Origin of the sequence: Parapedobacter flavus (assembly GCF_035818675.1) — a bacterium.
Lineage (GTDB): Bacteria > Bacteroidota > Bacteroidia > Sphingobacteriales > Sphingobacteriaceae > Parapedobacter > Parapedobacter flavus.
The window spans coordinates 295,068-318,712 of sequence record NZ_JAYKZZ010000004.1 but is presented as its reverse complement, the minus strand read 5'-3'; the positions used below and the strand labels follow the sequence as shown (position 1 = coordinate 318,712).

General features: G+C 53.2%; 13 protein-coding genes. 1 reads left to right on the top strand and 12 read right to left on the bottom strand.

Annotated features, from left to right (window positions below; all coding sequences use genetic code 11):
* Nucleotide 1 precedes the first annotated feature (1 nt).
* The 11 genes from U9S71_RS04870 to susR form a co-directional block, all read right to left on the bottom strand.
* A complete protein-coding gene (locus U9S71_RS04870) occupies nucleotides 2-1,894 on the bottom strand; it encodes a DUF5005 domain-containing protein (RefSeq protein WP_326325691.1) in 1,893 nt (630 codons plus the stop codon).
* 40 nt (nucleotides 1,895-1,934) lie between these two features.
* Nucleotides 1,935-4,985 carry a SusC/RagA family TonB-linked outer membrane protein gene (locus U9S71_RS04865; protein ID WP_326325689.1) on the bottom strand — a complete coding sequence of 1,017 codons (3,051 nt, stop codon included), beginning with the start codon at nucleotides 4,983-4,985 and terminating at the stop codon, nucleotides 1,935-1,937.
* A 30-nt stretch (nucleotides 4,986-5,015) separates the two neighbouring features.
* Nucleotides 5,016-6,698 (bottom strand): RagB/SusD family nutrient uptake outer membrane protein, encoded by a 1,683-nt coding sequence (locus U9S71_RS04860; protein WP_326325688.1) that lies wholly within the window; start codon nucleotides 6,696-6,698, stop codon nucleotides 5,016-5,018.
* A gap of 20 nt (nucleotides 6,699-6,718) precedes the next feature.
* The gene (locus U9S71_RS04855) at nucleotides 6,719-9,823 is read right to left on the bottom strand and encodes a SusC/RagA family TonB-linked outer membrane protein (RefSeq protein ID WP_326325687.1); all 3,105 of its coding nucleotides are present in this window, start codon (nucleotides 9,821-9,823) and stop codon (nucleotides 6,719-6,721) included.
* A gap of 53 nt (nucleotides 9,824-9,876) precedes the next feature.
* Nucleotides 9,877-10,866 carry a DUF4961 domain-containing protein gene (locus U9S71_RS04850; RefSeq protein ID WP_326325686.1) on the bottom strand — a complete coding sequence of 330 codons (990 nt, stop codon included), beginning with the start codon at nucleotides 10,864-10,866 and terminating at the stop codon, nucleotides 9,877-9,879.
* Nucleotides 10,863-11,318: a DUF5004 domain-containing protein gene (locus U9S71_RS04845; RefSeq protein ID WP_326325685.1), complete on the bottom strand. Its 456-nt coding sequence runs from the start codon at nucleotides 11,316-11,318 to the stop codon at nucleotides 10,863-10,865. The genes U9S71_RS04850 and U9S71_RS04845 overlap by 4 nt, the downstream gene beginning before the upstream one ends.
* Before the next feature lie 9 nt (nucleotides 11,319-11,327).
* Nucleotides 11,328-13,061 (bottom strand): RagB/SusD family nutrient uptake outer membrane protein, encoded by a 1,734-nt coding sequence (locus tag U9S71_RS04840; protein ID WP_326325684.1) that lies wholly within the window; start codon nucleotides 13,059-13,061, stop codon nucleotides 11,328-11,330.
* 36 nt (nucleotides 13,062-13,097) lie between these two features.
* Nucleotides 13,098-15,392, bottom strand: coding sequence for a GH92 family glycosyl hydrolase (locus tag U9S71_RS04835; RefSeq protein WP_326325683.1), 2,295 nt, complete (start codon nucleotides 15,390-15,392; stop codon nucleotides 13,098-13,100).
* A gap of 34 nt (nucleotides 15,393-15,426) precedes the next feature.
* Nucleotides 15,427-17,790, bottom strand: a complete 2,364-nt coding sequence (locus U9S71_RS04830; RefSeq protein ID WP_326325682.1) for a GH92 family glycosyl hydrolase — start codon at nucleotides 17,788-17,790, stop codon at nucleotides 15,427-15,429.
* A 21-nt stretch (nucleotides 17,791-17,811) separates the two neighbouring features.
* Nucleotides 17,812-19,233 (bottom strand): SGNH/GDSL hydrolase family protein, encoded by a 1,422-nt coding sequence (locus U9S71_RS04825; RefSeq protein ID WP_326325681.1) that lies wholly within the window; start codon nucleotides 19,231-19,233, stop codon nucleotides 17,812-17,814.
* A 171-nt stretch (nucleotides 19,234-19,404) separates the two neighbouring features.
* Nucleotides 19,405-21,024 carry a SusR family glycan utilization regulator gene (gene susR / locus U9S71_RS04820; RefSeq protein ID WP_326325679.1) on the bottom strand — a complete coding sequence of 540 codons (1,620 nt, stop codon included), beginning with the start codon at nucleotides 21,022-21,024 and terminating at the stop codon, nucleotides 19,405-19,407.
* Nucleotides 21,025-21,053: 29 nt separating this feature from the next.
* Here susR and U9S71_RS04815 point away from each other — a divergent pair, with 29 nt between their 5' ends.
* Nucleotides 21,054-21,761, top strand: a complete 708-nt coding sequence (locus U9S71_RS04815) for a hypothetical protein (RefSeq protein WP_326325677.1) — start codon at nucleotides 21,054-21,056, stop codon at nucleotides 21,759-21,761.
* A gap of 186 nt (nucleotides 21,762-21,947) precedes the next feature.
* Here the strand turns inward: U9S71_RS04815 and U9S71_RS04810 are convergent, their stop codons facing one another.
* A complete protein-coding gene (locus U9S71_RS04810; protein ID WP_326325675.1) occupies nucleotides 21,948-23,636 on the bottom strand; it encodes a hypothetical protein in 1,689 nt (562 codons plus the stop codon).
* Nucleotides 23,637-23,645: the final 9 nt, after the last annotated feature.

Sequence of the window (23,645 nt, the reverse complement as noted above, 5' to 3'; positions counted from 1 at the left end):
CTTACAAACCAATCATTTCATAGGGCACGCGCACGCCCTTCACCCGGTAAAAATACGGATCGAGATTGCCATCATCTTCTTTCACGTTACCTTCGTTGTTTTCTGCGCATGCACCGAAATTGATGCTGTATGTGAGCAGCAGCTCATCCTTGCCATTCTGCGATACGGGGTGGATAATCGGCGTATAAACCCGCGCGTTGTACCCTTTGTAATACTCCGAAAAACTGTACACTTTTACGGGCTCGGTAAACGGGCCTGTCGGACTGATGGATGTGGAGATATACATGGTTACGGACGGAATGCCGCAATAGAAGCCCTGGTCCATGGTTAAATGGAGGTACTTGCCGTTTAAAAGCGCAATATTATTGGTGCCGTTGCCTTCGTTGATCACGGCTGCCGATGTGGTGGAAGGTTCATCGGCCCAAGTGGTTCCATCCCAAAACGTCCAATTCGTTGGATCATCATGGGCAAAACGTGCCACGTAGAGCAATGTATTGAATCCAAACGTTTCCGGCTTGGTGCGTTCGCCGTAAACGTACACATATCCATCGTCCGATTTTACCATGCCATCTTTATACCTGATGTCTAGCTGTCCGGTCATGTTGGGTATGGCCAGCCGTTCCACTTGGTTCCATTCATTACCCGATTCCTTTTTCAGTTTGTAAATAGCTTGGTCGGTATCGTCAAGGCCGTACCCTTCGCCACCATGGAGGTATACGTAGTCGCCCAATTCGACACCGGGGCCCACCCAGTTCCGGTTGGCGTTTTCGGGTATGGGGCATATATTACCGATGTTGTGGCTGGCTCCTTGGCGCGTCATCATCGGCGACTTGGGGTCCCAGTTATCCATCGTCGATTGGATGATGATCGAATTGGTGTAAGAGATGAAGCGATCGCCATACAGCCGGCCATTTGCCGTGAGGTTCCCTTCGTGCCAGGCATCTTGGGTAACCCAAAGTACGCGGCCATCCGAAAGGGGTACGCTCGTGCCCTGATCGAACGCCACCGATCCCGTTGTCCGCGCGAAAAACCGGGTCACGTCACCGTCGCGATAGCTGTCTTTGGGGAGCTTGGTGATTGCCCACCGTTGCTGGTCCGTTCCTCGCTGCTCCGCATTGACAATCGTTACCGCCGTAGCGGCACTACCGCTGCGCGTGAGGTATAACCCGTTCGCTTTGTTAGAAATCTCGTATTTCCCTGCATCGGTCGACTCCTCGATCCGCCACAGCTGCAAATCGGGGTTGGTTTTCAGTTCCAGGTTTTGTACAACGAGCGAACCGGAGGTGGCGGCATGAAGGAACATGCCGCTATATAAGTTCCGTATTTTATAAAACCGCACATCATTTACCGAAGTTTCATAGATGATGTCCCACTCCTGCCACCGCTTCAGGTTCTCGCCTTCCGCTGGATCTGGCCCCGCCACCGTTAGGGTAGCCCCGGCCCAATACCGCTCGTTGAACGCCGGATCACCCGCAATTTGCAGCACCGTGCCGGTGGCCGTCGCGATGCTGTAGGTATCGTAGTCGGTGATGCCCGACTCGTATACCCTGAATTCGACCTCCCATTGGCGGCTGATCCCCGATGCGGAGGTAACCGTATAGGTGGCCGACTTGGTAGCCGAGACATCTATCGGTGTTCCCGATGCGGGGTTGATGGTAGCCCCGTCGGAAACGGTGATGATGGGCGTGATTGTTGTCAAATCCGTCGCGGGATCGACCCGGACGAGTACTTTAGACACATCGCCCTCACTGTAAATGGTGGCGGTTCCGTACTGGCCGCTTTCCAATGTAAAATCTTTGATCATTCTACCCGGATGGGGCGGTGTTTCAAAGGTCTTGGTACATGACGCTACCAGGAGAAACCCTAGTAACACAGAAAAAATGGGGAATTTCATTGTATTTCGTTTACGTGGTCAGATAACTTGTTCAGATTCATCAGAGCCCGATTTGAACACCTAAATTGATCACCCGCTGATTTTGGTAGGCGTCGCCAGCCGTATTGGAGGTCACTTCGGGATCTTGCTGGTAGAGCGAATAGTTCGTCCAGGTCAGCAGATTGTAGCCACTGACGTAAAGCCGCGCATTGTTCATGTTGAACGGCAACCACCGATCGGGCAACTGATAGCCGAGCTCCACGGTTTTCAACCGCAGGTAGGTGGCATCGATCAGCCAAAAATCAGACATATACGACGATGGACTGTTGATGGTTGTCGGGTTGGTCGTCAACCGTGGGAACCGTGCCGTTGACGCCGTTTCGGGGGTCCACCGTTCCAGGTGTATCGGCTGGAACTGGCTTTGGAAAGGCTCGATACCGCTGCCCCTTACGCTGAAGCTGTAGCCGGTCGTGCCCTGCAAGAGCACATTGAAGCTAAACCCTTTGTAGCTTCCGCCCAATGTGAGCCCGAAACTCGTATTGGGCACGTCGGGCTTGCCGATGGCGGTGCGGTCGAAGTCATCGATCACCCCGTCGCCATTGAAATCGGTATAGCGCAGGTCGCCCGGCTGCACGGTATACCCACCTGTCGGCTTCGCACTTTCGGCGATGTTCTCTTCGGTATAGAAACCGTCGAACACATACCCCAGCGGTTGGTTAACCTGATGGCCCGTTAACCGTAGCCACGGAAAAGCGGGTGTGGGCTCATCCTGAAACAGCACCTTGTTTTTAAAGTACGTCAGCACGCCTTTCACGTTATAGTTGAACGCGCCGATATGGTCGTTGTAATTCAACTCAAATTCTACCCCACGGTTGCGGACACGTGCAATATTGGTGGGCGATACGCCAACACCGATATTGAGCAACAGGGACTGCGACGTGACCAGCTGGTCATACCGGACATTATCGAAATAATCAAACACCAACGAGAACCGATTCTTCAGGATACTCAGGTCCAGACCAACGTCAAACGAATTCTGTTTCTCCCACGTCACATCGCTATTGCCGAGATTACCTTCGTAAATGGTGCCGACCTCCTGATGGGTTTCGCCGAACGAGTAATTTCCTCCTGTGTTGTAAATCTGTTGGTACAGGTAACGGTCGCCAAGTACTTTATCAGAGCCAACAATCCCGTACGAGGCACGCAGTTTAAGCAGGTCTATAAAATCAAACCGGTCGCTGATAAACGATTCCTTGGCCAGGTTATACCCTACCGATACGGCAGGAAAAAGGCCGTAACGCCGGTCGGCCTGAAAGCGGTCGGATCCGTTATAAGCTGCCGTCACATCCACGAGATATTTCTCGTTGTAGTTGTAGCCGGCACGGAGCGTAAATCCTTGGAAATTCTGCGGAATCCAGTTCGATTGTTTATCACCTTTCGTGCGGTAAGACTCGCGGTTATAAAGCAATAACGCGTTGACCCCGTGTTCGCCGAACGACCTTGCGTAATTAAAATTCGCCTGCGCATTCACCCGGCTGTTGTAGTCGCCTTGGTAAGCGCGGAGAGTATAAGCGCTCAGCACATAGGGCGCACCGCCCTTCAGCTGGTAGGAGTCGGTTTCGGGGAAATATTTGTATACAGGCAGGCTTTCGCGGGCCTGCTCACGTCCGTTGGACTCCACACTCGCATAGGCTACGCGGGTCGAAAACGAAAGTCCTTCGGTAATTGCATCCAGTTCCTGCGTCCCGCCGACAAGGATATTCAAGTCGTTCCGCCGGTCCAGCCGGTACCCTGCCGTTGCCAGCCGTGCATTGATGGTTGGCGAGAGATCCTGGGTATCGTGCGCGTAGGCATAGGAACCGTTCGGGTTGAGGAACGGCGCCGACCACGGCCTGATCTTATTGAAATCAAAGACTTCGCCCACGATGTTTCCGGCCTTGGGCCCATTTATCCGATTGAAATTGGCCCTGAAATCCAGTCGCAACTGCAGGCTTTTGGTTGCTTGCACATCGAGGTTGGAGCGCAGGTTGAACCGCCGGTAGTAATAATTATTGTTGACCTCATCACCGTTATCCTCAAAATTATAGAGGTTGCCGTCCTGCGAAAATGCCCCTCCCGAAATGAAATATTTGATGGTTTCACTACCGCCGCTTACATCGATATTGCTGTTCCGCTGAAAGCTCATGGGTTTGAATATCCGCTCGTACCAATTCACGTCCGGGTAAGCATAGGGGGTGTCGCCCAGTTTGAAATGCTCCAGCGCTTCGGTGCTGAAGGGCTGGTTGGTGTTATCGCCCTCGGTATTGGCGATGGCTTCGTTCCATAGCAGCGCACTTTGATAGGCATCCAGAAACTGGAGCCGGGTTACCGGACTTTGTGCGCCCGATTCGAGCCTGACGTTAATCCGGGGCTTGCCCGATTCCCCACGCCGCGTTTTCACCACCAATACGCCATTTGCCCCCTTGATGCCGAACACCGCGGTGGTCGACGCATCTTTCAGGATGGAGATGCTCTCAATCTCGTTGACGTTGATCTGCGATAGCTGTTCGTAGGTATACTCGATGTCATCGACGATGATGAGGGGTTGGTTGCCATCCGGGTTCAACGAACTGACGCCACGGATGTAAAAATCGGAAGCATCGCGCCCCGGCTGTCCCGACCGCTGCACCGACACAAAACCGGGCAACCGCCCGGCGAGTGTATTCTGCACGTTGGACGTCGGGATTTCCCGGATATCCGCCCCTTTGATTGAACTGATCGCACCGGTGCTGGTGAGCTTTTTGGTGGTGCCGTACCCCACAACAACCACCTCATTGATGTCTTGGACGTTCGACTGGAGAATCACTTCCAGTTCCGTCGCGCCATCTACCGCCCGCTCCTGGGTGATGTAGCCCACACTACTGAACACCAACACCTGTTCGCCACGGCCCAACGAAATACGGAACCGGCCATCCTGGTCAGACTGGGCCGCACTGCTGCTCCCCTTCGCTGCAATGGTCACGCCGGCCAATGGGCCTTCTGTATTTTTCACAACCCCCGAAACCACTGTTTGCGCAGCAAGTAGAAACGGTGCTGTGACCATGACCAGTAAAAGATATATACCCCTCTTCATAATTATTTCCAATAGAGATTAACGATTTGATTACCAACCCGGATTCTGTATCATTTCCGGGTTTTTGACGACCTCACTAAACGGAATCGGTGCCAGGTACATCCGCTCTTCGAAATTCATTTTCAGCACCGGCGTCCGCTGCCGGATGGTTCCGGTACCGGTTTGATAGATGGTCATTGCCGATAACTCTTGGCTGAATTGCTCTTCAGCGATTTTCCATCGTCTTACATCATAGAACCGATGTTCCTCGAAGGCCAGTTCTTTGCGGCGCTCGCTGCGGATCACATCGCGCATCTGTGCCTGGCTGAGGCCTGCCGGAAGCTCGAAGGGCACCAGTCCCGCACGCTCCCTGATCTGCTCAATGGCCCCATACACCTCTGGGTCTGGCGCGGCCAACCGTTCATTCCGCGCTTCCGCAAAATTCAATAGGATCTCCGCATACCGAAACAGGATATGGTCGTGATTTACGTTGCTATAATTGGTGGCCGACTCGAAGTTGCCCATAAATTTCCGCAGATAATAGCCCGTTTTGGTCTGCTGTTTGGTGCCTCCGGGTTTGTCGGCACCACCTTCAAAGGTTTCCACAGGGCGGCCCAACCACGGGGCGCCATTATAGAAGATGGTCGCGTAGAACCGTGGGTCGCGGTTTGCATAGGGGTCGTTCTCGTCGAATCCCGAAGCCGGATCGTCGATGGGCAGCCCGTTGGCCATGCCGAAAGCGTCGACGAACTCCTGCGTGGGACTCGTGCGACCGTTATTGACGCCCGATGAGTAACCCACAGGCCCGTTGCTGTTTTCTATGCTCGTGTTATTGTCGCCTTGCTTGGAAAATATACGTTCAGAATTGCGGGTGATAAACACATCCTTGAATGCCGGTTCGAGCGAAAAGAGGTTCAGTTCCAGCACATCCAATGCGGCATTTTCGGCCGCTTCCCACCGGTCGGCCGAAAAATCGGTGTAACCGGTCAGCGGATTTTGGTCGTCTATGTTCCCGCCATTAAACAGTGGACTCGCCGCGTATAACAATACCCGCGCTTTCAACGCCAATGCTGCGGCTTTGGTTGGCCTTTCGTAAAAGGGAAGGTTAAACGGATCGGTGCGCAGGCTATCTTTGATGGCGTCGCATTCGTCAACGATAAACGCCACGCATGCCTGGAAATCCTGGCGTGGCAGCTCGATATTGTCGTTCAGTTGGTACACCTTGTCGCCGAGCAGTGGAACACCCCCATGGCGCTTGACCAACTCAAAGTAAAACATCGCCCGCAAAAAACGGGCTTCCGCCTTCCATACCCGGTTGAATGGCGTGCCGTTGGCCAACTTGCCGTTCAATGGCACGCGATCGATATTGGCAATGAAAATGCTCGTGCGGCGTATCCCCTGGTACCACGATGCCCACCGGTTGTCCTGGTAGTTGTCGGAAGTATACGTGCCCATGGCCAACTGCTGTACCGACGTATTGGTTGGATTGGAAGACACCGCATCGTCGGTGGCCGCACCTAGAAAATCCCCGCCTACCCGGTTTCCCGTCTCCGGCAAATACCGATAACAAGCCAGCAGAAACCGGTTGGCCTCCACACCAGCAGAATCATCTTTATCGAATACCTGGTCCAACGTTTGTAATTCGATCGGCTCCACCTCCAGGTCGCTTTTGCAAGCAAAAACAGAGATGACCAACCCAACGGGAACAAACCATTTTAGATTTATGTAGTTCATATCTTTAGCTGATTTCTAGTTCATAATTTGACGGTTACCCCAAAACTGACAATCCGCTGGGCAGGATAAGCGCTATCGCCGTTGATCTCCGGATCCAGCCGATTATACGGCGTGAGGGTAAACAGGTTCTGTGCATTGGCAAAGAGACGGAGCGCGGATACGCCTATTTTCCGGCTCAGGTGGAACGGGAATGTGTAACCGAAATCGACGTTCCGTATCCGCAGGTATTCGCCCGACCGTGTCCAATAGCTTGATGTATTCAGGTAGGGCGTATTGGTAGGGTCAAAACCGATGGTCAGCCGTGGGTAGGTCGCCGTTTCGGCGGTCTCCGGTGTCCAACGGCCTAACAGGTATTGGTATCCCTGCCGGTCTCCGTCATTTCCAAAGGAATAGTCGGTCTGTTGGTAGGTGCGGTTTGCGACGCCCTGCACCAATACACTGAGGTCAAATCCCACGAAATTGAAACCCACGGTTGCCCCGAAATACAGTAACGGCTTGGTATTACCGATGGCGGTCTGGTCGTAGACATTGATGATGCCATCGTTGTTCAGGTCGACCAACTTCACGTCGCCCGGATGGACTTCACTTCCGCCCAGCAGCGGTGCCGCGTCGGCCTCCGCTTGGTTCCGTATCAGTCCGTCGGCCAGGTAACCGAAGGTTTGCCCCACCGGCATACCGGTGCGCCGGTTCCAATCGTACTGCCGGAACACTTCGTTCATGTACACCACTTCTGTGCGCATGCGGGAGGCGTTGGCGGCAATAAAGTACTGGAAATTCCCCGCATGGTTTTGGTACGTAAGGGTAAGCTCTTGGCCTTCATACCTGTTCTTGCCGATGTTTTCGTTCGGATAGTCGATGCCGATAAGCTCGATGGTGGAGCCCCGTTGTTGCAGTAAATCGTAGTAGGTATCGCGGTAATATTCCGCCGATAGGCTCAGGGAGTTCCATAGGGATAGATCCAAGCCCACGTTGAGCTTATGCCCTTTTTCCCAGGTGCCTTCCACATTGGCCAGCCCCCGCTCTACCAAGCTGCTGACGAACGAATATTCCGACCCCACACGATACCCGTTGATACCGTCTTGGCCAAACGAGGCCCGCCAGCTGTAGTAGCCCAAGGCGCCTTCGTTCGTGTTACCCGTTTTACCATAAGTGGCGCGCAACTTGAGCGCCGTCAACCAATCCGATTGGTCGGCCAGGAACGACTCCCGTGCCACATCCCATGCTACGCCCGCCGCGTAGAACAGGCCGAATTTGCTGCCCGGCTGAAAACGGTTAAAGCCCGAGTAGTTGGCCGCCAGCTCGGCAAAATATTTCTGCTGATACGCATAATTTGCGGTGGCAGCGAGGTTGGTATGGGTCGCCGGTAAGTCGAATTGGTAATTCGCGATCCGTTGATCAACGAAAACCCGCCCCCCTACCTGATGGTCGCCATGGATGGGTGCATCGTATCCGATATTCCCCTGGTAATACATGAAATTCGCCGTCGACGTGGTCGCAAAAGAGTTCGGCTGATCGGCAATGTTGCCGTAACGGACGTACACCTGTTCTCCCGCGTCATTATACCGGACATCGTAAACCGGCTGCTGGCGGTTCCGGTCGATCAGGCTCGAAGAAGTCGACGATACGTTGACTTTGCCCTTGGCATACAATCCCGGCAGCCACCGGTCAAACCGATAGTTGAAATCCAGGTTGGCCATCACATCCCGCGTATTGTCCAACCGGTATCCGGACCCCGTCACCTGTTGGTAAAGGTTGGTGGTATATTCCGACGAACCGCCGTAGCTTCCGTCGTCGTTGAAAATCGGATAAGCGTTGTTGGGTGTCGCATGCAGCGCGTTGAAAATAGATTCTACCCCTGCACCGGGCTGCCGCCCCTCCTGGATCCGACCGAACAATTGGAGCCCGATGGTGAAGTCGCTCGTCACATCCACATCGATGGAGCTATTGATCAGGTACCGTTTCTGGCCCAGGTTGGTTTCATAGTCAAACTGGTCGGACGACTGGAACATCCCTTCCTGGTTCAGGTAGCTTAATGACAGGGCATAGCGCGTGTTCTTTGTTCCACCGTTTACCGCGAGGTTGTAGTTCGTTATCGGGCTATTGTCTTTCAGCACCGCGTCATACCAATTGACATCGGGATAAAGAAGAGGTGAGCTGCCATCTTTGAACGCATCAAAATCGGCTTGTGAATACACGGGCACGCGGCCACTGTTCAAGAGGGCCTCGTTATACAGGTAGGCGTACTGGTATCCGGTCAAGGGTTCGGGCCGCTTCAACGAGTTCTGCAAACCGGTCTGTGCGGTAAACGAAATACGGGGTGGGCCCGGCTTTCCTTTTTTGGTGGTTACCTGCAGTACGCCCCGCGAACTCCGCTGCCCCAACAGGATGGCCGACAACGCATCTTTCGCCACGGTTATCGACTCAATGCTTTGCGGGTCGATCGAAAAAATATCCCGTTGTACGCCATCGATCAACACCACCGGGTTTTGGCCACGTAATTGGAAGGCCACCTCGGCATTGTCGGTCAGGTTGGTGCTGTACTTGGTCTCGCTCGTCGGCAGCGACCCCGCAAGGTCATTCGCGGTAATCGGAAACGTACGGGCCGACCGGAATCCGCTGGTTTCCTGCGTGTACAACCCCGGGATCCGCCCCGTCAGCGCATTCAGGTACAAGGGCGTGGGGGTAGATTTAAGCTGGCTGTTGTAGACGGCGGAAACGGATCCGATCACCGCGTCTTTATTGCGCTTGTCGTGAAGCACATTGACCGTTCCGGGGTCTTGCAAGTAGTTCGGCACCATTGCAATGATGGTCGCCGCCCCAGCCACCACCGTTTTGGGGTAATACGCCGGGTGCCGTAGCGATAGGCGCATATCCGGACCCGTAACGGCCAAGGTGATCTCCCCCTGGTCATTGGTCTCGCCCAGTAGTTCGCCCGGCGAGGAATAAATTTTTACGGCAGGCAACGGCTTTCCGTATTCGTCGACTACTTTGACGGATTGATCCACGGGTTGATAAAACAGGTGATGACGTACCGCTGGTTTCGTAAGCCCGGCCTGTGCAACCGGACTCATGGCAACAAGCAGGAGTAGCGCCGTTGTACTGATTTTGATATATTGATTCAACATTTTCAAGCTATTTTTGGTTAGTATCTAAACTTCCGCTAACGAATAACAAACCTTTACTCGCAACCAAACGTGTATGTAAATGGCGCTTCGGTATTGCCGTATCCCACGCGTTCGGTGCCCGTAGCGTCGGTATAGTAATATTCAAGGCGGGCAATGCGCTGGTCCCTTTCGAGGTTGAAGTATGCCCGGGGCCAAAAATCCAGCAAAAACCGCTTGCCACCCATACTGGTGAGCCGGGTCTTATCGGTTTGTTCGTCGACTTCAGCGATGAGCTGTCCTTCGTCATCAAAACATTTAACCGCCAAATAAATAGTATCGAGGTTGTCGAGCGCCGTATGGGTTACCCCCGCATCGAAGGTCAACGTAATGATGTCGCTGTCCAAACTCCGCACGGGCTGAACCGTGGCAAGCTGCGGATTCACAAAGTCGATCAGATCGCCTTCGCCCCCTGTTACCTCAAACACGTCCGAAAACGCCACCTTTTTATAATCGGTATCTTCCGGGCGAAGGTTTTCAACGGACGAGCCGACATAAAACCCTAGGCGGACCAACATGTTTTCTGCGCCGACGTTGCACTCCACGTTGACGTCAAAACTGATATCCTCATTGTTATGGAAGGTATAAGATTGCGTGCTCCGGTACACAATCCACTCGAAATCGTCCACAAGGTTGGGCCCGATTCCAAACATGTTTTTTGCGGCCTGGTGCCAACTCACGCCCGACACCGGTTCGGTTTCCGAATCCGGTATCATCTTCATCACACCATTTCCCTTCGGACTGGTGAAGGTCAGCACCGCGTTCTCCCGCGCATTCCAGCTTTTCGGCACCATGATACCGGCAACCAGCTGGGTGGTGTAGGTTCCGGGTTCTTCTATCGCGGGCTCCGCACCGCTGTGCATCACAAAGGTTACGCGTTCATTGACCATAGCCTGCTCGGGCACCGTCACGGTCAGGGCCGTCAATCCACAATGGACCAAAAACAGCGTGGCGAAGAGACCGACAGCAAGGTAGCAGTACAGTAAAATATTCTTTGCAGGTTTCATAAGTCTTGGTTTTCTCGTTCAAAGTTGAATTGGTAAGTATTGCTTTCGCATCCGAGGCTGAAGGAAAGGCTCAGCTGCCGCTCGCCTTTGACTACCGGGAATTGAAACCGCGCGACGACATCCTCCTGGGCGCCCTCGGGCTGTAAAACCAGCGCAAACGGATATTGCGGATCACTGAGCTTGTAGGTACCCGGAGCATCGGCAATAAACGGCATCTGCTCGGCAAGCGTGTAGCTGCCATCCGTATTGAACTGGATCCGGAAATCGGACAGATCTAACCGCTGGCTCAAATCCTCCCCGTTCCGTGTCAGCCGGATCACTTTCCAGCTTCCGGTGATGTCCTTCACCGTCTCGGTCGTTTCCATGTCCGCAATCCCGTCCTCGCAAGACGAAACCCCTGCCAATCCAACGACCATCAGGGCTGCAGGTAATAATACGTTGATCTTCATCATTGAATGTTTTTAATATCCTGGGTTTTGAAATAAATCGACAGATTTGGCCACCTCCGATTGCGGAATGGGCCACAGGTACATGCGCTCGTCAAATACGCGCTTCCTCACGTTGATGGTGTTGTAGGTGGTGCCCGCAGCAGTCCGTACAGGTTCGGTGCCGTGCAGCTGGCTATTCTCTACAACCTCCGCGATCTGCCAGCGCCGCACGTCGAAAAAGCGATGCCCTTCAAAGGCCAGCTCTTTCCGCCGTTCGTTACGGATAACTTCCCGCATTTCAGCCTGGGTGAGCCCCGCCGCAAGTTGGTAGGGCGACAGCCCTGCCCGCTCCCGGATGGCCTCTACCGCTTGGTAGACTGCTTGGTCGGGCGCAGCAAGCCGCTCGTTGCGGGCCTCCGCATAGTTCAGCAGGATTTCCGCGTACCTGATGATCGGGAAGCAGCGCGGGGTAACGGTGTTGAACCAATTGGCAACCACATCGCGGTTGAGCATCTTGTAGGTATAGTATCCGGTTGACGTGCCCTTGTAAACCGCATCCTGACCGGAAGTGACGTTATTGGGGTCGGTTTTATCGACATAGATGTTCACAGGCCGCCGGGCCAGCCCATCGCGATGGAAAACCAGCGACTGGTCGCGCGTGACGGTATTGGCAAGCCTGGGATCCCGGTTGGCGTACGGTTGTTCGGAATCATAGCCCGATGCGGGGTCACCGATGGGCAGGCCATTCCGCATCCCGAACGCATTCACCAGTTCGAGGTAAGGCCGGGCACCGGGGCTTCCTACGCCAAAAGTCGGCGGGTTCCAAATCCCTTCCAGGTCGCTGTTCGCATCTTTCATCCGGGCCAGGAGATACTCGCTGTTCCTCCGCAACTGGAAGACTTCATAAAACCCGTAGCCCGGCTCCGTGTCGTTATCTACATGCAGATGGTATTGGCCGCCCGCACCGTCGATGACCTGCGCGGCGGCGGCCTCTGCTCGCTCCCACCGTGATGGATCGGCATCGGGGTAGCCGACAATCGGCCGTAAACGTTCATCGGTCACTTCCGCCTCGCCGTTGAACAGCGGACTAGCCGCATACAGCAGCAGTCGGGATTTAAGGCCATAACAAGCCGCCTTGTTGATCCGTCCGTAATTTTCGCCGATCTGCATCCAGGGCAAATCTTCCGCCGCGGCATCACATTCGGCCACGATATAATCCACGCACTCGGCAAACGTATTGCGCACCACCGGAACCTGGTCTTCTTTATGGTATACGCTGTCGCCCATCAAGGGTACGCCACCATAATGCTCCAACAGGATGAAGTAATAATATGCCCGCAGGAAACGGGTTTCCGCCTCCACCCGTACTTTGATATCGTCGCCAAACTTCGCGTGTGGCAGATTTTTGAGCATGATATTCGCCCTACGGATATTCATGTAAGCCGTGGACCAGGCATCTTTGGTAATCATGGTCGAATTGACAGTGCCCGTGGCAAACTGGATGAACGTGTTGATGCTCCCCAAGCCACTGCCTTCCGCCTCGTCGGTACAAGCATCCAGTCCACCGCCGCCAAAACGCTTCGGCCAGGTAGCAAACCCGATATCCGCGTACATACTGGACAGGAAATTGATGGTGTAGGCGCTATCCGCGAAAACGACCTGCTCATTCAAATCCGTCGATTGCGTCTGGTCCAAAAACCCCTGCTTGCTGCACGACGCCAGGGCAAACGCAACAAACACTGCATAAATGAAATACCTCTTCTTCATAACGTAATTTATATATGGGTACCTTGATAATCTAGTTTACTTCGTCAATGAAAACGGTCGGGATGCTACGTCCGTCCCCCGGCTAATATTGGGGGTATCGCTCATTACAAACTCCAACTCACCGCCATTGATGATGTCGGCATACGTGATGTAATTTTTGTCGTATGCCTTCCCGTTCAGCTTTGCCGACTGGATATAGACATGCTGCGCACTGTTGTTCTTCGCATGGATGGTGAACTGCTTTCCGTCCTCCAACGTGATGGTGGCTTTCTCAAACACCGGACTGCCGATCACATATTGATCCGTTCCCGGGCAAACACTGTAAATGCCCAAGGCACTCAACACGTACCACGACGACATCTGGCCCTGGTCTTCGTCGCCCGGATAACCTTGCTCGGTGGCGTTGTATAAGTTCGCCATGACCATCCGCACCTGCCGTTGCGCCTTCCAGGGTTGCCCACTGAAGTTGTAGAGGTACGGAACGTGCTGTGTAGGCTGGTTGCCGTGGGCATACTGCCCCATCTCCGCGAGCAACATCTCCCGCATTTCGTGTATTTCCTTTCCATACGACCCGTATTCGATCCGCTGGTCCATGGTGAAAAAAGAATCCAATTTCGCGTTAAACCGCTCCTCCCCACCAATCAGGTCGATGAGGCCGTTTATGTCGTGTAATACCGACCAAGTGTATTGCCACGCATTGGCTTCGGTAAACGGTCCGCCCCACTCCACGGGATCGAAATCGGGAAGCCACTCGCCATCGGGCTGCCTTCCCCGCACAAAGTTGACATCCGGATCGAAGACATTTTTGTAGTTATACATTTGCCGCCCAAACACGTTTTCGTAGAAATCGTTGACCACCGCTTTCGCCAGCTGGTAACCGCAGAAATCATCGTACGCATATTCCAGTGTCTTGGCCGTGCTTTCATGGATTTCACCGTAGGGGATGTATCCCTTGGTAAAATAGTCCTTCCACCCTTCCCTGCCGTTGGAGCCACCCCAAAAGCCCTTATTGGTGATCTCGTGGTAATACGCCCGCAGGGCACTATCGGGATTGAACGTGCGGATGCCCTTTGCCCACGCGTCGGCCAGCAACGATATGGCGTGGTTGCCAATCATCACGCCCGACATCCCCGGATTGGACCAGGTGGGAAAAAAACCGGCCTGCTGCTGGGCATCGAGCAACGATTGCATATACCTTCCCTGCATTTCCCGATGCAGGATGTTGCTCAGGGGGAATTGTGCCCGGAAGGTATCCCAGAAGCCGTTGTCGGTGTACATATATCCGGAATAAATTTTGCCGTCGTAAGGGCTATAGTAATACGGGTCGCCGTTTTCGTCGATCTCGTAGAATTTCCGTGAAAACAGATTCGCGCGGAACAGGCAGGAGTAGAATGTGGCCTTTTCTTCTTCCGTTCCACCTTCCACCACCACCCGGTTCAGTAACGTATTCCATACGTCGAACGCTTTCGCTTTCGTGGTCTTGAAATTTTTGGCGCTGCCCAATTCCTGTTCGAGGGTCAGTGCTGCCTGACCGGCACTGATGTATGAGGAGGCCACCTTTACTTGAACCGTAGCACCCGGCGCAAATTCGAGGTATGCCCCTACCCCTTTTCCTGCATCGTGCAGATTGCCCGCCCGTATGCTGTCGCCCGTGTTTTCCCATGTACCGAAGCTTTTGAAATCGCGGTCAAATTCCAGCACGAAGTAGTTTTTGAAATTGCCCGGGACAAAGCGGCCGTTATTGACAAAGCCGATGATTTTCCGCTCGTGCGGGATGATCTCCACCTCGCTGTCTTTGATAAAGCCATCGAGCACCAAATACGCCTTTTGCTTGCGCGGAAAACGGAACCGCATGTGGGCGCCACGCTCCACGGGGCTGATTTCCGCTTGGATACCGTTATCAAACGTAACGGCATAATAATGTGGTTTCGCCGTTTCCCGGTCGTGACTGAATGCCAGTGCGCGTTCATCTTCATTCACCACCAGGTTTCCAATCCCCGGCATCAACGAAAACACCGCATAGTCGTTCATCCACGGACTGCATTGGTGCACCTGCTGAAAGCCCCTGATGGTGTTGGCTTTATATTGGTATTTCCAGCCGTCACCGTTTTTACCGGTTTGGGCGGAAAAGAAATGGAGACCAAATGGCAGTCCGACGGTTGGATAAGTGTTCCCGTACGACAAGGCCCATTCGGAGTCGGTGCCTTGTAAGGTATTGACATACTTCACCAGATCGCGTTCCTGAGCAAACGACAATACGCAGCCTAAAAGCATAGTGGCCAAGCCCGCCGAAGACACCCTGATAATCCGATACATCTTATTCCTTTTCAAACCCTTGTTCATTTTCAAATCCATGTGCTTCTATTTAGCTGCCTGTTGCCCTGCCCCAGTTTTCATTAGGCTGGGGGCCCATGAATAATTCGAGTGTACCGCCGGCAACCATATCCTGAAAGTCGATGTAGCATTTATTGTACGGCTGCCCATTGAGCAATGCCTTTTGGATGTAGCAGTTCTCGGGCGAATTATCATGCGCGGTGATTTTAAACGTTGTCCCGTCGAAATAATCCGGATCGAGCGCAAACGACACTTCATCGAATAGCGGACTGGTTATTTCGTAGCGCGTAGTGCCGGGGCACGACGGATGGATACCGGACGCCGCCAAAACATACCAGGCCGACATCTGGCCCACGTCTTCATTGCCGACAATGCCTTCCACGGAATTTTTATACGCGGTCTCGCAGATATGGCGGGTCCATTTCTGCGTCAGCCACGGCGCATCCAGGTGGTTAAAGAGAAACGGAACGAGGTGCACCGGCTCATTGGCGTGGTTGTAATAGTCGTTCCACAGCATGTGTTCGGGTGTTTTCTCAAAAAAATCGGTCAGGTCGGCCAGCGCTTTGCTGGGCCCGCCCATCAACTCGATCATGCCCGGGATATCGTGCGGAACGAACCATCCCTGCTGGTAGGGGTTGGATTCGATGGTCCCGTACCATTCCGTCGTCCGGGCATTTTCAGGCCATTCTTCCCAAGAACCATCTTCTTTCTTGGGTCTGAACCATCCTTTTTCCGGATCGAAAACATGGCGGTAGGCCTGTCCTTTTTCGAGAAAAAGCTGTGCATCGTCGTGTTTACCCAGTCCGTTGGCCAGTTGCGAGATACACCAGTCGGTATAGGCGTACTCCAATGTATTGGAAATACTGAACGGAGGACCTGTATAACCTAACTTATCGTTGCCGAATAGCTGTGACGTATGGACGGCATATTGGTACGCTTTTTCGACATCGTAATCCCGGATGCCTTTTACATACGCGTCGGCCAGTACTGAAAGTGCCGGATTGCCGATCATGCAACCGGAATAGGCATTCAGCAACTCCCAACGCTCGAAATACCCCTTGCCCGATTCGTCGGCGAGTTCAATCAGCGAATTCAACTGGTCGCTGACCAACTGCGGATTGATGAGGGTCTGCAACGGGAATTGGCTGCGGAAGACGTCCCACCCACTGAAGATGGTCCGCCGCGTATAGCTTCCGCTTTCATGGATCTTTTGGTCTCCGCCCATATACCGTCCATCCACATCGGTATAGGTACGCGGGTCGATCATCGTGTGGTAAAGCGCGGTATAGAAAATCGTTTTTTGATCATCCGTTCCGCCTTGCACGTCGATGCCGGACAATGCGTTGTTCCACAAATCCGTCGCTTCCGCCCGCACCTGGTCAAAATCTTTCCCTTCTATTTCTTTTCTGAAATTATTTTCTGCCCCCGCTAAGTCTACAAACGAGATGCCTACCTGCAGCGTCACCTCTTCATTGGCATCGGTTTCAAAATCGGTGAAAAAGCCGAGGTGGTCGCCTTCCAATTCGGACTGCCCTTGGATGATTTCGGCCTTTTCCACGTGCCGTAGGTACCGTTCGCTCACCACGTCGTCGCGTTTGCGCGACCAGTCGTCGGGGATATCCGAGCGCCAGAAACCATAGTCAGCCAACGGCTTGCTGAAACGGGCATAGAAATAGACCGTATAGTCCGCCTTCCCTTCACCATCGCCCCAACCGCCACCTTCGGGCGTGCATTCCATCCATCCGTGTATTGTGTGGTCGTCAACCTTACGGATGTATTGCCGTACGGATGTGCCGCCCACGCGCCTGGCCAGATCGATCTGGATACGGGATTCCTGGCTTTCGGGAAACGTGAAACGGATCATCCCGCTATGCGGAGCGGCGGTGGTTTCCACGCCGACACCGTAGTCGGCCAACTGCACCGCATAATAACCCGGTTCGGCCACTTCCGATGCTTTATCGTAGCGCGAGCGGTACCCTTGGATGCTCCCGTCCTCCTTTCCGGCGATCGTTTTCAGTTCGCCCGTGGTGGGCATCACCAAAAAATTGCCGAGGTCGCCAAACCACCCCACCCCGCTCATTTGCGTAAACGCAAAGCCTTCGATGGTCTTGTGCTCGTAGCTGTACCCCGGACTGTTATCGCCCCCGGTGATTGTATTCGGACTCACCTGTATCATGCCGTATGGCGTCGTCGCTCCCGGAAAGGTCTTCCCCAAGCCGTGGTATACCCCAGCCTCGCCGACGCTGGTGCTCGCCCCGATGAACGGATTCACGAAATCCGTTGCCGCGGAATCTCCGCCCTGTGGCGTACCATTTGAGCATGCACCCAGCAACGCAAGCCACACCAACCCCAAGCCACTGTATACCTTCTTACCCACCATAACTAACTGACTCATTAACTTTTATTATCTTTTTTATCATTGAACGGCAACAAGTTCGATTTTACGTGTCTTGGGTATAGCCGCTTCGCGCATGGCTGCTACCAACTGGTCAATTTGATGCTGCCAAGCCTCCCGGACTGTGGGGAGCATGGCCTTGGCATACAGGTCTCTTTTGGCCCTTAGCCAGCCGTCTGTCGGCACGTGCTCATCCATCACGTTGATGGCGTGGCGGTTGTTGACATTCAACAGCCCCTTGGGCTGGAAGAAATTATATTGTACCCAAGCGTAATCCCTGAACCGGCGTTCAATCTCCCACCGCTCTTCATTCAGATACATCACGCTTAGCGCCTGCTGGTACTGCGGGGTCTGGCTTAACGCCGCCAGGTTTATCCCTTCGGCGAGCGCGTCGGCCGACCACTCGCCGATGACTTCACCGTCGATCAGCAACTGGTGGCGGCCCGACAGACCAGCCACCGCCAGCGTTTCCTGGTTCATCTCTTCCATGAAAGGAACGACATGCAATGCCTCATGCTGGCTTTTCTTGTTGCCCCAGCCACGTGCCACCGTATCCAGGGGATAAGGCAACGCATTGGCTTTGTAATCAAAGGAAATGCCTGTAGATGTCTTCTTGATGTGCGATACCTTGCAGTTGACAGCCGAAACCGCTTGCCGACGGGCGGCATCGACGGATAGTTGAGCCACCTTGTTGCCCGCGAGGCCCTGCGCTTTCAGGAACAGGTAGGCCATCACCATATGACCGTCGTTATCCGGATGGATGCGGTCATTACCACAAAGCGCGAAGGTTGGGTCCTGCTGCTGGATACGTTGGTTGATGTGTGTCATCGGCTGGTTCAGGTCAAAAAACTCCCAGCCATTCTCCCTGGCCGATGCCTCCTGGAAATCCACAATGCGGCGCATGGCCTTGTTTTTCCCCTTGAATGGCGTATTCTCTTCTATCACCGCTGTTTCGTCGTAAGGCGAGCTGCCCATCAATACGATCCGGGTATCGGTAAGTTCGCGGAACCGGCTTTCCATTTCCTGGTAGGCCTCATAACATTCCTTCACCTTTTCGTCGGCAAACTTGTCGGGCTCATCGCCATTGTATTCGAAATAACCCGAGTCATTCATGCCGAAGGTCGTGACCAGCACCGTGGGTCGTTTGCTGAACACATCGCCATCCAATCGCTTCACCATCTCGATGGCCCGGTCGCCCCCGATACCCGCATTGAGCACCGTTAGGTCCATTTCCGGGAACCGTGTCATATAGTAAAGCCAGATGTACGAATGGTAATGCCCGCCATCGGTAATGCTGTTCCCCAAGAAAACAACCCGGTCGTTATTTTTAAACGGGGTCAGTTCCTGGGCCGAGGCCGGTGCTGCCTGTAGGCAGAAGAGCGAAACGAACAAGCTTAGCCAGGTATTTATGGAAAGACGGTTCTGCATATCGGTACTTATCATTCAATGTTTATAATCAAAAAAGGTTAAGGGCAAATGTATATACCAAAGCGCCCACCTGTATGCACAAGTAGGCGCTTTGGTAGGTTATTTTTAGGATTTAAAAATATAATATACTTTTAATCAAAAGTTTACCTCTAGGTCATTTGAGGCAATTGGTAAACGCATGAGAACCTACCCGACAGGGAACGCACCCAGTTTTTTGACGTTTTCTTCAAAATGGTCGGGGTCGGTGGCGGCTTTTCCTTTCACTTTGCTTTTGTAGTTATAGATCGTCTGGATGGAATACCGTAGAAACGTAGCGATTTGATTGACGTCGGTTATGCCTAGTCGGATAAGCGCGAAAATGCGCAGCTCCGTGTTCAATTGGTTTTTCTTGAGCACGTACCGTTCGTCTTCCCTGAGCAACGCATTAAATTCCGCCACGAAATCCGGGTAAACCTCCAGGAAGGTACTGTCAAAGTCGGTGTAGAGCTCGTGTGCATCTTTTTCGAGGGTGGTGGTAGATGCGCTCAGCTTTTGCAGTTCGTCCAGTTGCCCGGCCTTGATCTTTCTGCTCACGTTTTTACGGAACTCATCCAACTTATCAAGATATACCGCGCATTGGTTGATGTAATACCCGATATAACGTTCCCGTATCAGGTTTGCCTCATCCAATCGGTGGTTGGTCGCTATCAGTTGGCCATTAATGGTGTTGAGATTCCTCCTTGCCCTCGATACCGTTTTGATCTGTTTATAAAGGAAGTATAACGTAACAATCAAGACAATCAGGAAAACACTGATCGCCAGCGCGTAGGACCGTAAGTTCCTTCGCTGTTGTTCGATTTTGGCCAGATAGGTCGCCTCAATGATTGGTTGCGTCCGTGCAATCACCGCATTCCGGAACCGCGAGTTGTAAAAATTGGCATCCTTAAGCGCTGCCTGGATATAATTGTAAGCCCGGTCTACCGCCCCTTTACCGTGCAAGTACATCGCCAAATTCAATAGCGATTCGTTTTCCTTTACGGCCAGCCGAACATCGGTTATGGCAGCAAGCAGCAGGTATTTTTCTTGGAGCAGTTGATTTCCGAGCGCCTTATGGATCATCGATAATCCCATCGCCGACATGGCATAGCCATGGGAATCGACCGGCTCATTTTTGAATAGCGCCAATTGGATCTCGGCAGATTTTTCAAATTCACCTTCCGCCTTCAGCCTGAACGACTTTTCTTTCAGGTACATATCCGAATCTTTGCCGAGCAGGTTCATCAGCGTATCGCGGCACCGGCTAATCGCTTCGAAGTGCACCCGGTCGTATTTCGGATTGTCTGTATATTTGATCAGGTTTTCATTATATCGGATATAACCCCAGCAATAATACACCTTCAAATGGTGTGGTAACTGATCGAATTCGATGGTGTCGAAAATTTCGAACGCTTGGGTAAACAAGCCGGATATCGACAGCACAAACGCTAACCGCAATCTGCTCTCATCGATAAACTCCTTGTTATTCAACTCATTGGCCAACTGGATATTCCGGTTGATGTAAGCTAATGCGGAATCGCATATAAACGACTGGTATTCGGCGATCAGCTCGTTGTTTAAGTGAAACCGTTTTTCTAACGACTGCTCCCGTTGGAGCCTCCGCTTTATCCCGTCGATTTTCTGTTCCTTTTCCGTTATATAGACGGCGCGTTTCGCAATGGTTTTATCCAATACCTGCAAGAGGGAATCGATTTCGGCCTTCTCTCCATTTGCAAAAGCGAACGTGCAGGAGCTTACTAACGAAATGAGGGCGAATAAAAGTCTTTTCATCTTTACTACCAATTGGTCGGCAAGTTGCTATGAAGGGCAAAGCTAGCGAAATATACGCGAAAGCTATAAAAAACTGGTTGCATCTGTTTTATTTAGTTACTGCTCGCTGCGCGAGGGGGTTTTTGTCGCTGGCCGCAAGGCTTTCCGTCGCTGGCCGCGACAGGGCTTGTTCTTTCTCCTTGGATGAGAAAGAACCAAAGAATCAAGGCTGTGCCGCATTTGTCGTTCCGGCTGCGCGCTGGTGCAATGGCGCGAACCCTAGGCCGCCAGCGCTAATGGCCTACCCGATGGCGGGGTTCCGCTTGTTTGAGTGGGTACCCCATCGTTGCTGCAACGCACCACCACGGCCTGCACGTCCAACTGCGCCGAGGCCGATCCTACCTCCGAACGGACGTTACTACCAGCATCCAGACGGAGCTACCACAGACTCCCATCATCATACCCATGGCGAAGCCATCCGTAGATACCATCCGAACGCGGACGGCCTAGCCTGCGGAGGCAGCAACCGGCAGCCATGCATGCCCCACCCGTATACCGGGCGAAGCCACCGTACATCCAGCGAACCGACGAACGAAGGGGTGGGTTGGTGTATGGGGGTGGCTTCGGTTTGCTGCAACGCATGCGGCAACGGGTTGCAACGGAGCAGGCAAGCCGAGCACTTTTGGTTACTTTTGGTGCCTCAACCTGAGTGTAGCGAAAGCATGAGCACCGTTAAAGCTAAACGAAATAGCGAATAAAGTAACATGCCCCCGCGGCATAGAGCGGAAAAAAGAAAGGAAGTCGCTTTAGCGACAAAAGAGCGGAAAAAAAGTCGCTTCAGCGACGAAAAAAGCAAGAAGAATTCACCTCTACGAGGAAAGCACGAAAAAAAGTAAGAAGAAGTCACCTCGACAAGAAAAACGCGATAACGAAAGAAAAAAACATCAATCAACCACTACCAAACTCTCCCACCGTTCCTTTCTAAAGAACCTCATCATGATAAGAAAACAAACCCACGCCATCACCGCTATCCCCCAAACGAGCCCCTCATTTGCAGCGAAGAAATAATGGACATACCCCAGCAGGCCAACAAACCCCGTCAGCAGCAGCGACACGACAAACCGTCCGCCGCCCTGTTTAACAGGCTGTGAAAACGGATATGCCTTGGTCATGAACAGCGCGATCAACAACGCCTCGATACTGCCGATGCCAGCGGCAAGCAGGGCGTCATTGATGATCCCGATACCCATCAGTGGGATACCGATGACAATCAACAAGGTAATATAAGGATAGAAAAACTTGGCGAGAACCGCTTTGAGCACACCGGCCATCAACTCGCCGGGTGCGTGTAGTGGTGCTGCATGGTACACCCAAGCCGCCTTGAACCTTTCGCTCTGCGAAATGGACTGGAAAACCGTCATCAGCGTGAATATCGACAGGTAAAACAAGACAATGAAGGTGCCTTGCTCGCGCATCTGTTCCAATTTGTCCATCAGTGAACCGCCTGAGCTCCCCGCATCGTCGCCGCGGCCAACAAAAAAGAGAAACACGAAATATACCGGCACAAAGCCTAGCGAGGGGTAAACTTTCTGTTTGAACTCCCTCGACCGGCCCGTGATGAGCCACACGAGGCTAAACCCGGCGCTTTCCAACGGGCCCCGGCTAAACAGTGTCCCCAGCCTATCGCCAAGGGACCGTTTGGCAGCAGCGCCATGGGCCACCGTAACTGCCGTATCGCTCCCACCGGCCATCGCGGCAAGCTTGTCATTGAATCCGGCGGCGAATATCCTGACCACCAACCACAACGCGATCAACGGGGCCAGCACGGCCAACGTACCGAGCACCACCACCCCTGCCGAAAACGGGGGCATAACCAGCTGTTGGAGCGAAGCGATCCACACCGGGGGCAATAGCCACGTGGCAGGCGCCGACTCGATGCGCAGTTGCTGTACCCATTCACTGCGCAGCAGCGTCGGACCCAAATAATAGGATGAAAATATAGCCACCGAAAATACGACCTGAAAAATCGATACCGTATCCTTCAGCCGCTGTGCCGAAAGCCACTTCATCATCATCAGGTAGAAAAGGTTGACCAAGAGCAGGGTGAGAATGCCGGTGATGATCGTTTGCACCACGAAAAGGGCTCCGGCAATAATGCCGTTGACCACAACCGCGTAAATCAGGCCGGGCAAAGCGATACCGGTCAATAAGCCCAGCAGGAGGATACCGATATGCAGGATACGGCTCACCGAAAATGTCCGGTCGTCTACCGGTCGCGGCACGATGATGAATTGATCGCGCGTATCCAGCAGGATGGTCGAAAACTCGCTGATCAGCATCAACGCCAACACGCACATCAACGAGAAAAAATAAAAGGAACCCGCCACATAGGCATCGTCCAGGATGAAGTAATAAACCAGCAGCATGGCCCCCATCAGCATCATCACAACGGGCTGCAGGAAACTTGTATTCGACGGCTTCTTCTTTGCGCCGGCCAGCCAGGCCATCATCGGCCTGCGTTTATCCATCTCCAGTTTGACCTGCAGAATCAAACGGAGTTTTTCGAGATCGACACCCAAGTGTTTCCATAGGAACGTGGGGAGCAGCAGGATTCGGAGGATCAGTTTATTCACGTGGTTTCC

What these genes read in the sequence shown, in the direction of transcription:
- U9S71_RS04855 (WP_326325687.1), bottom strand. Translation starts at nt 9,823, where the DNA reads ATGTTGAATCAATATATCAAAATCAGTACAACGGCGCTACTCCTGCTT.
- U9S71_RS04815 (WP_326325677.1), top strand. Translation starts at nt 21,054, where the DNA reads ATGAAGGGCAAAGCTAGCGAAATATACGCGAAAGCTATAAAAAACTGG.
- U9S71_RS04865 (WP_326325689.1), bottom strand. Translation starts at nt 4,985, where the DNA reads ATGAAGAGGGGTATATATCTTTTACTGGTCATGGTCACAGCACCGTTT.
- U9S71_RS04830 (WP_326325682.1), bottom strand. Translation starts at nt 17,790, where the DNA reads ATGAGTCAGTTAGTTATGGTGGGTAAGAAGGTATACAGTGGCTTGGGG.
- susR (WP_326325679.1), bottom strand. Translation starts at nt 21,024, where the DNA reads ATGAAAAGACTTTTATTCGCCCTCATTTCGTTAGTAAGCTCCTGCACG.
- U9S71_RS04850 (WP_326325686.1), bottom strand. Translation starts at nt 10,866, where the DNA reads ATGAAACCTGCAAAGAATATTTTACTGTACTGCTACCTTGCTGTCGGT.
- U9S71_RS04860 (WP_326325688.1), bottom strand. Translation starts at nt 6,698, where the DNA reads ATGAACTACATAAATCTAAAATGGTTTGTTCCCGTTGGGTTGGTCATC.
- U9S71_RS04845 (WP_326325685.1), bottom strand. Translation starts at nt 11,318, where the DNA reads ATGATGAAGATCAACGTATTATTACCTGCAGCCCTGATGGTCGTTGGA.
- U9S71_RS04840 (WP_326325684.1), bottom strand. Translation starts at nt 13,061, where the DNA reads ATGAAGAAGAGGTATTTCATTTATGCAGTGTTTGTTGCGTTTGCCCTG.
- U9S71_RS04870 (WP_326325691.1), bottom strand. Translation starts at nt 1,894, where the DNA reads ATGAAATTCCCCATTTTTTCTGTGTTACTAGGGTTTCTCCTGGTAGCG.
- U9S71_RS04825 (WP_326325681.1), bottom strand. Translation starts at nt 19,233, where the DNA reads ATGATAAGTACCGATATGCAGAACCGTCTTTCCATAAATACCTGGCTA.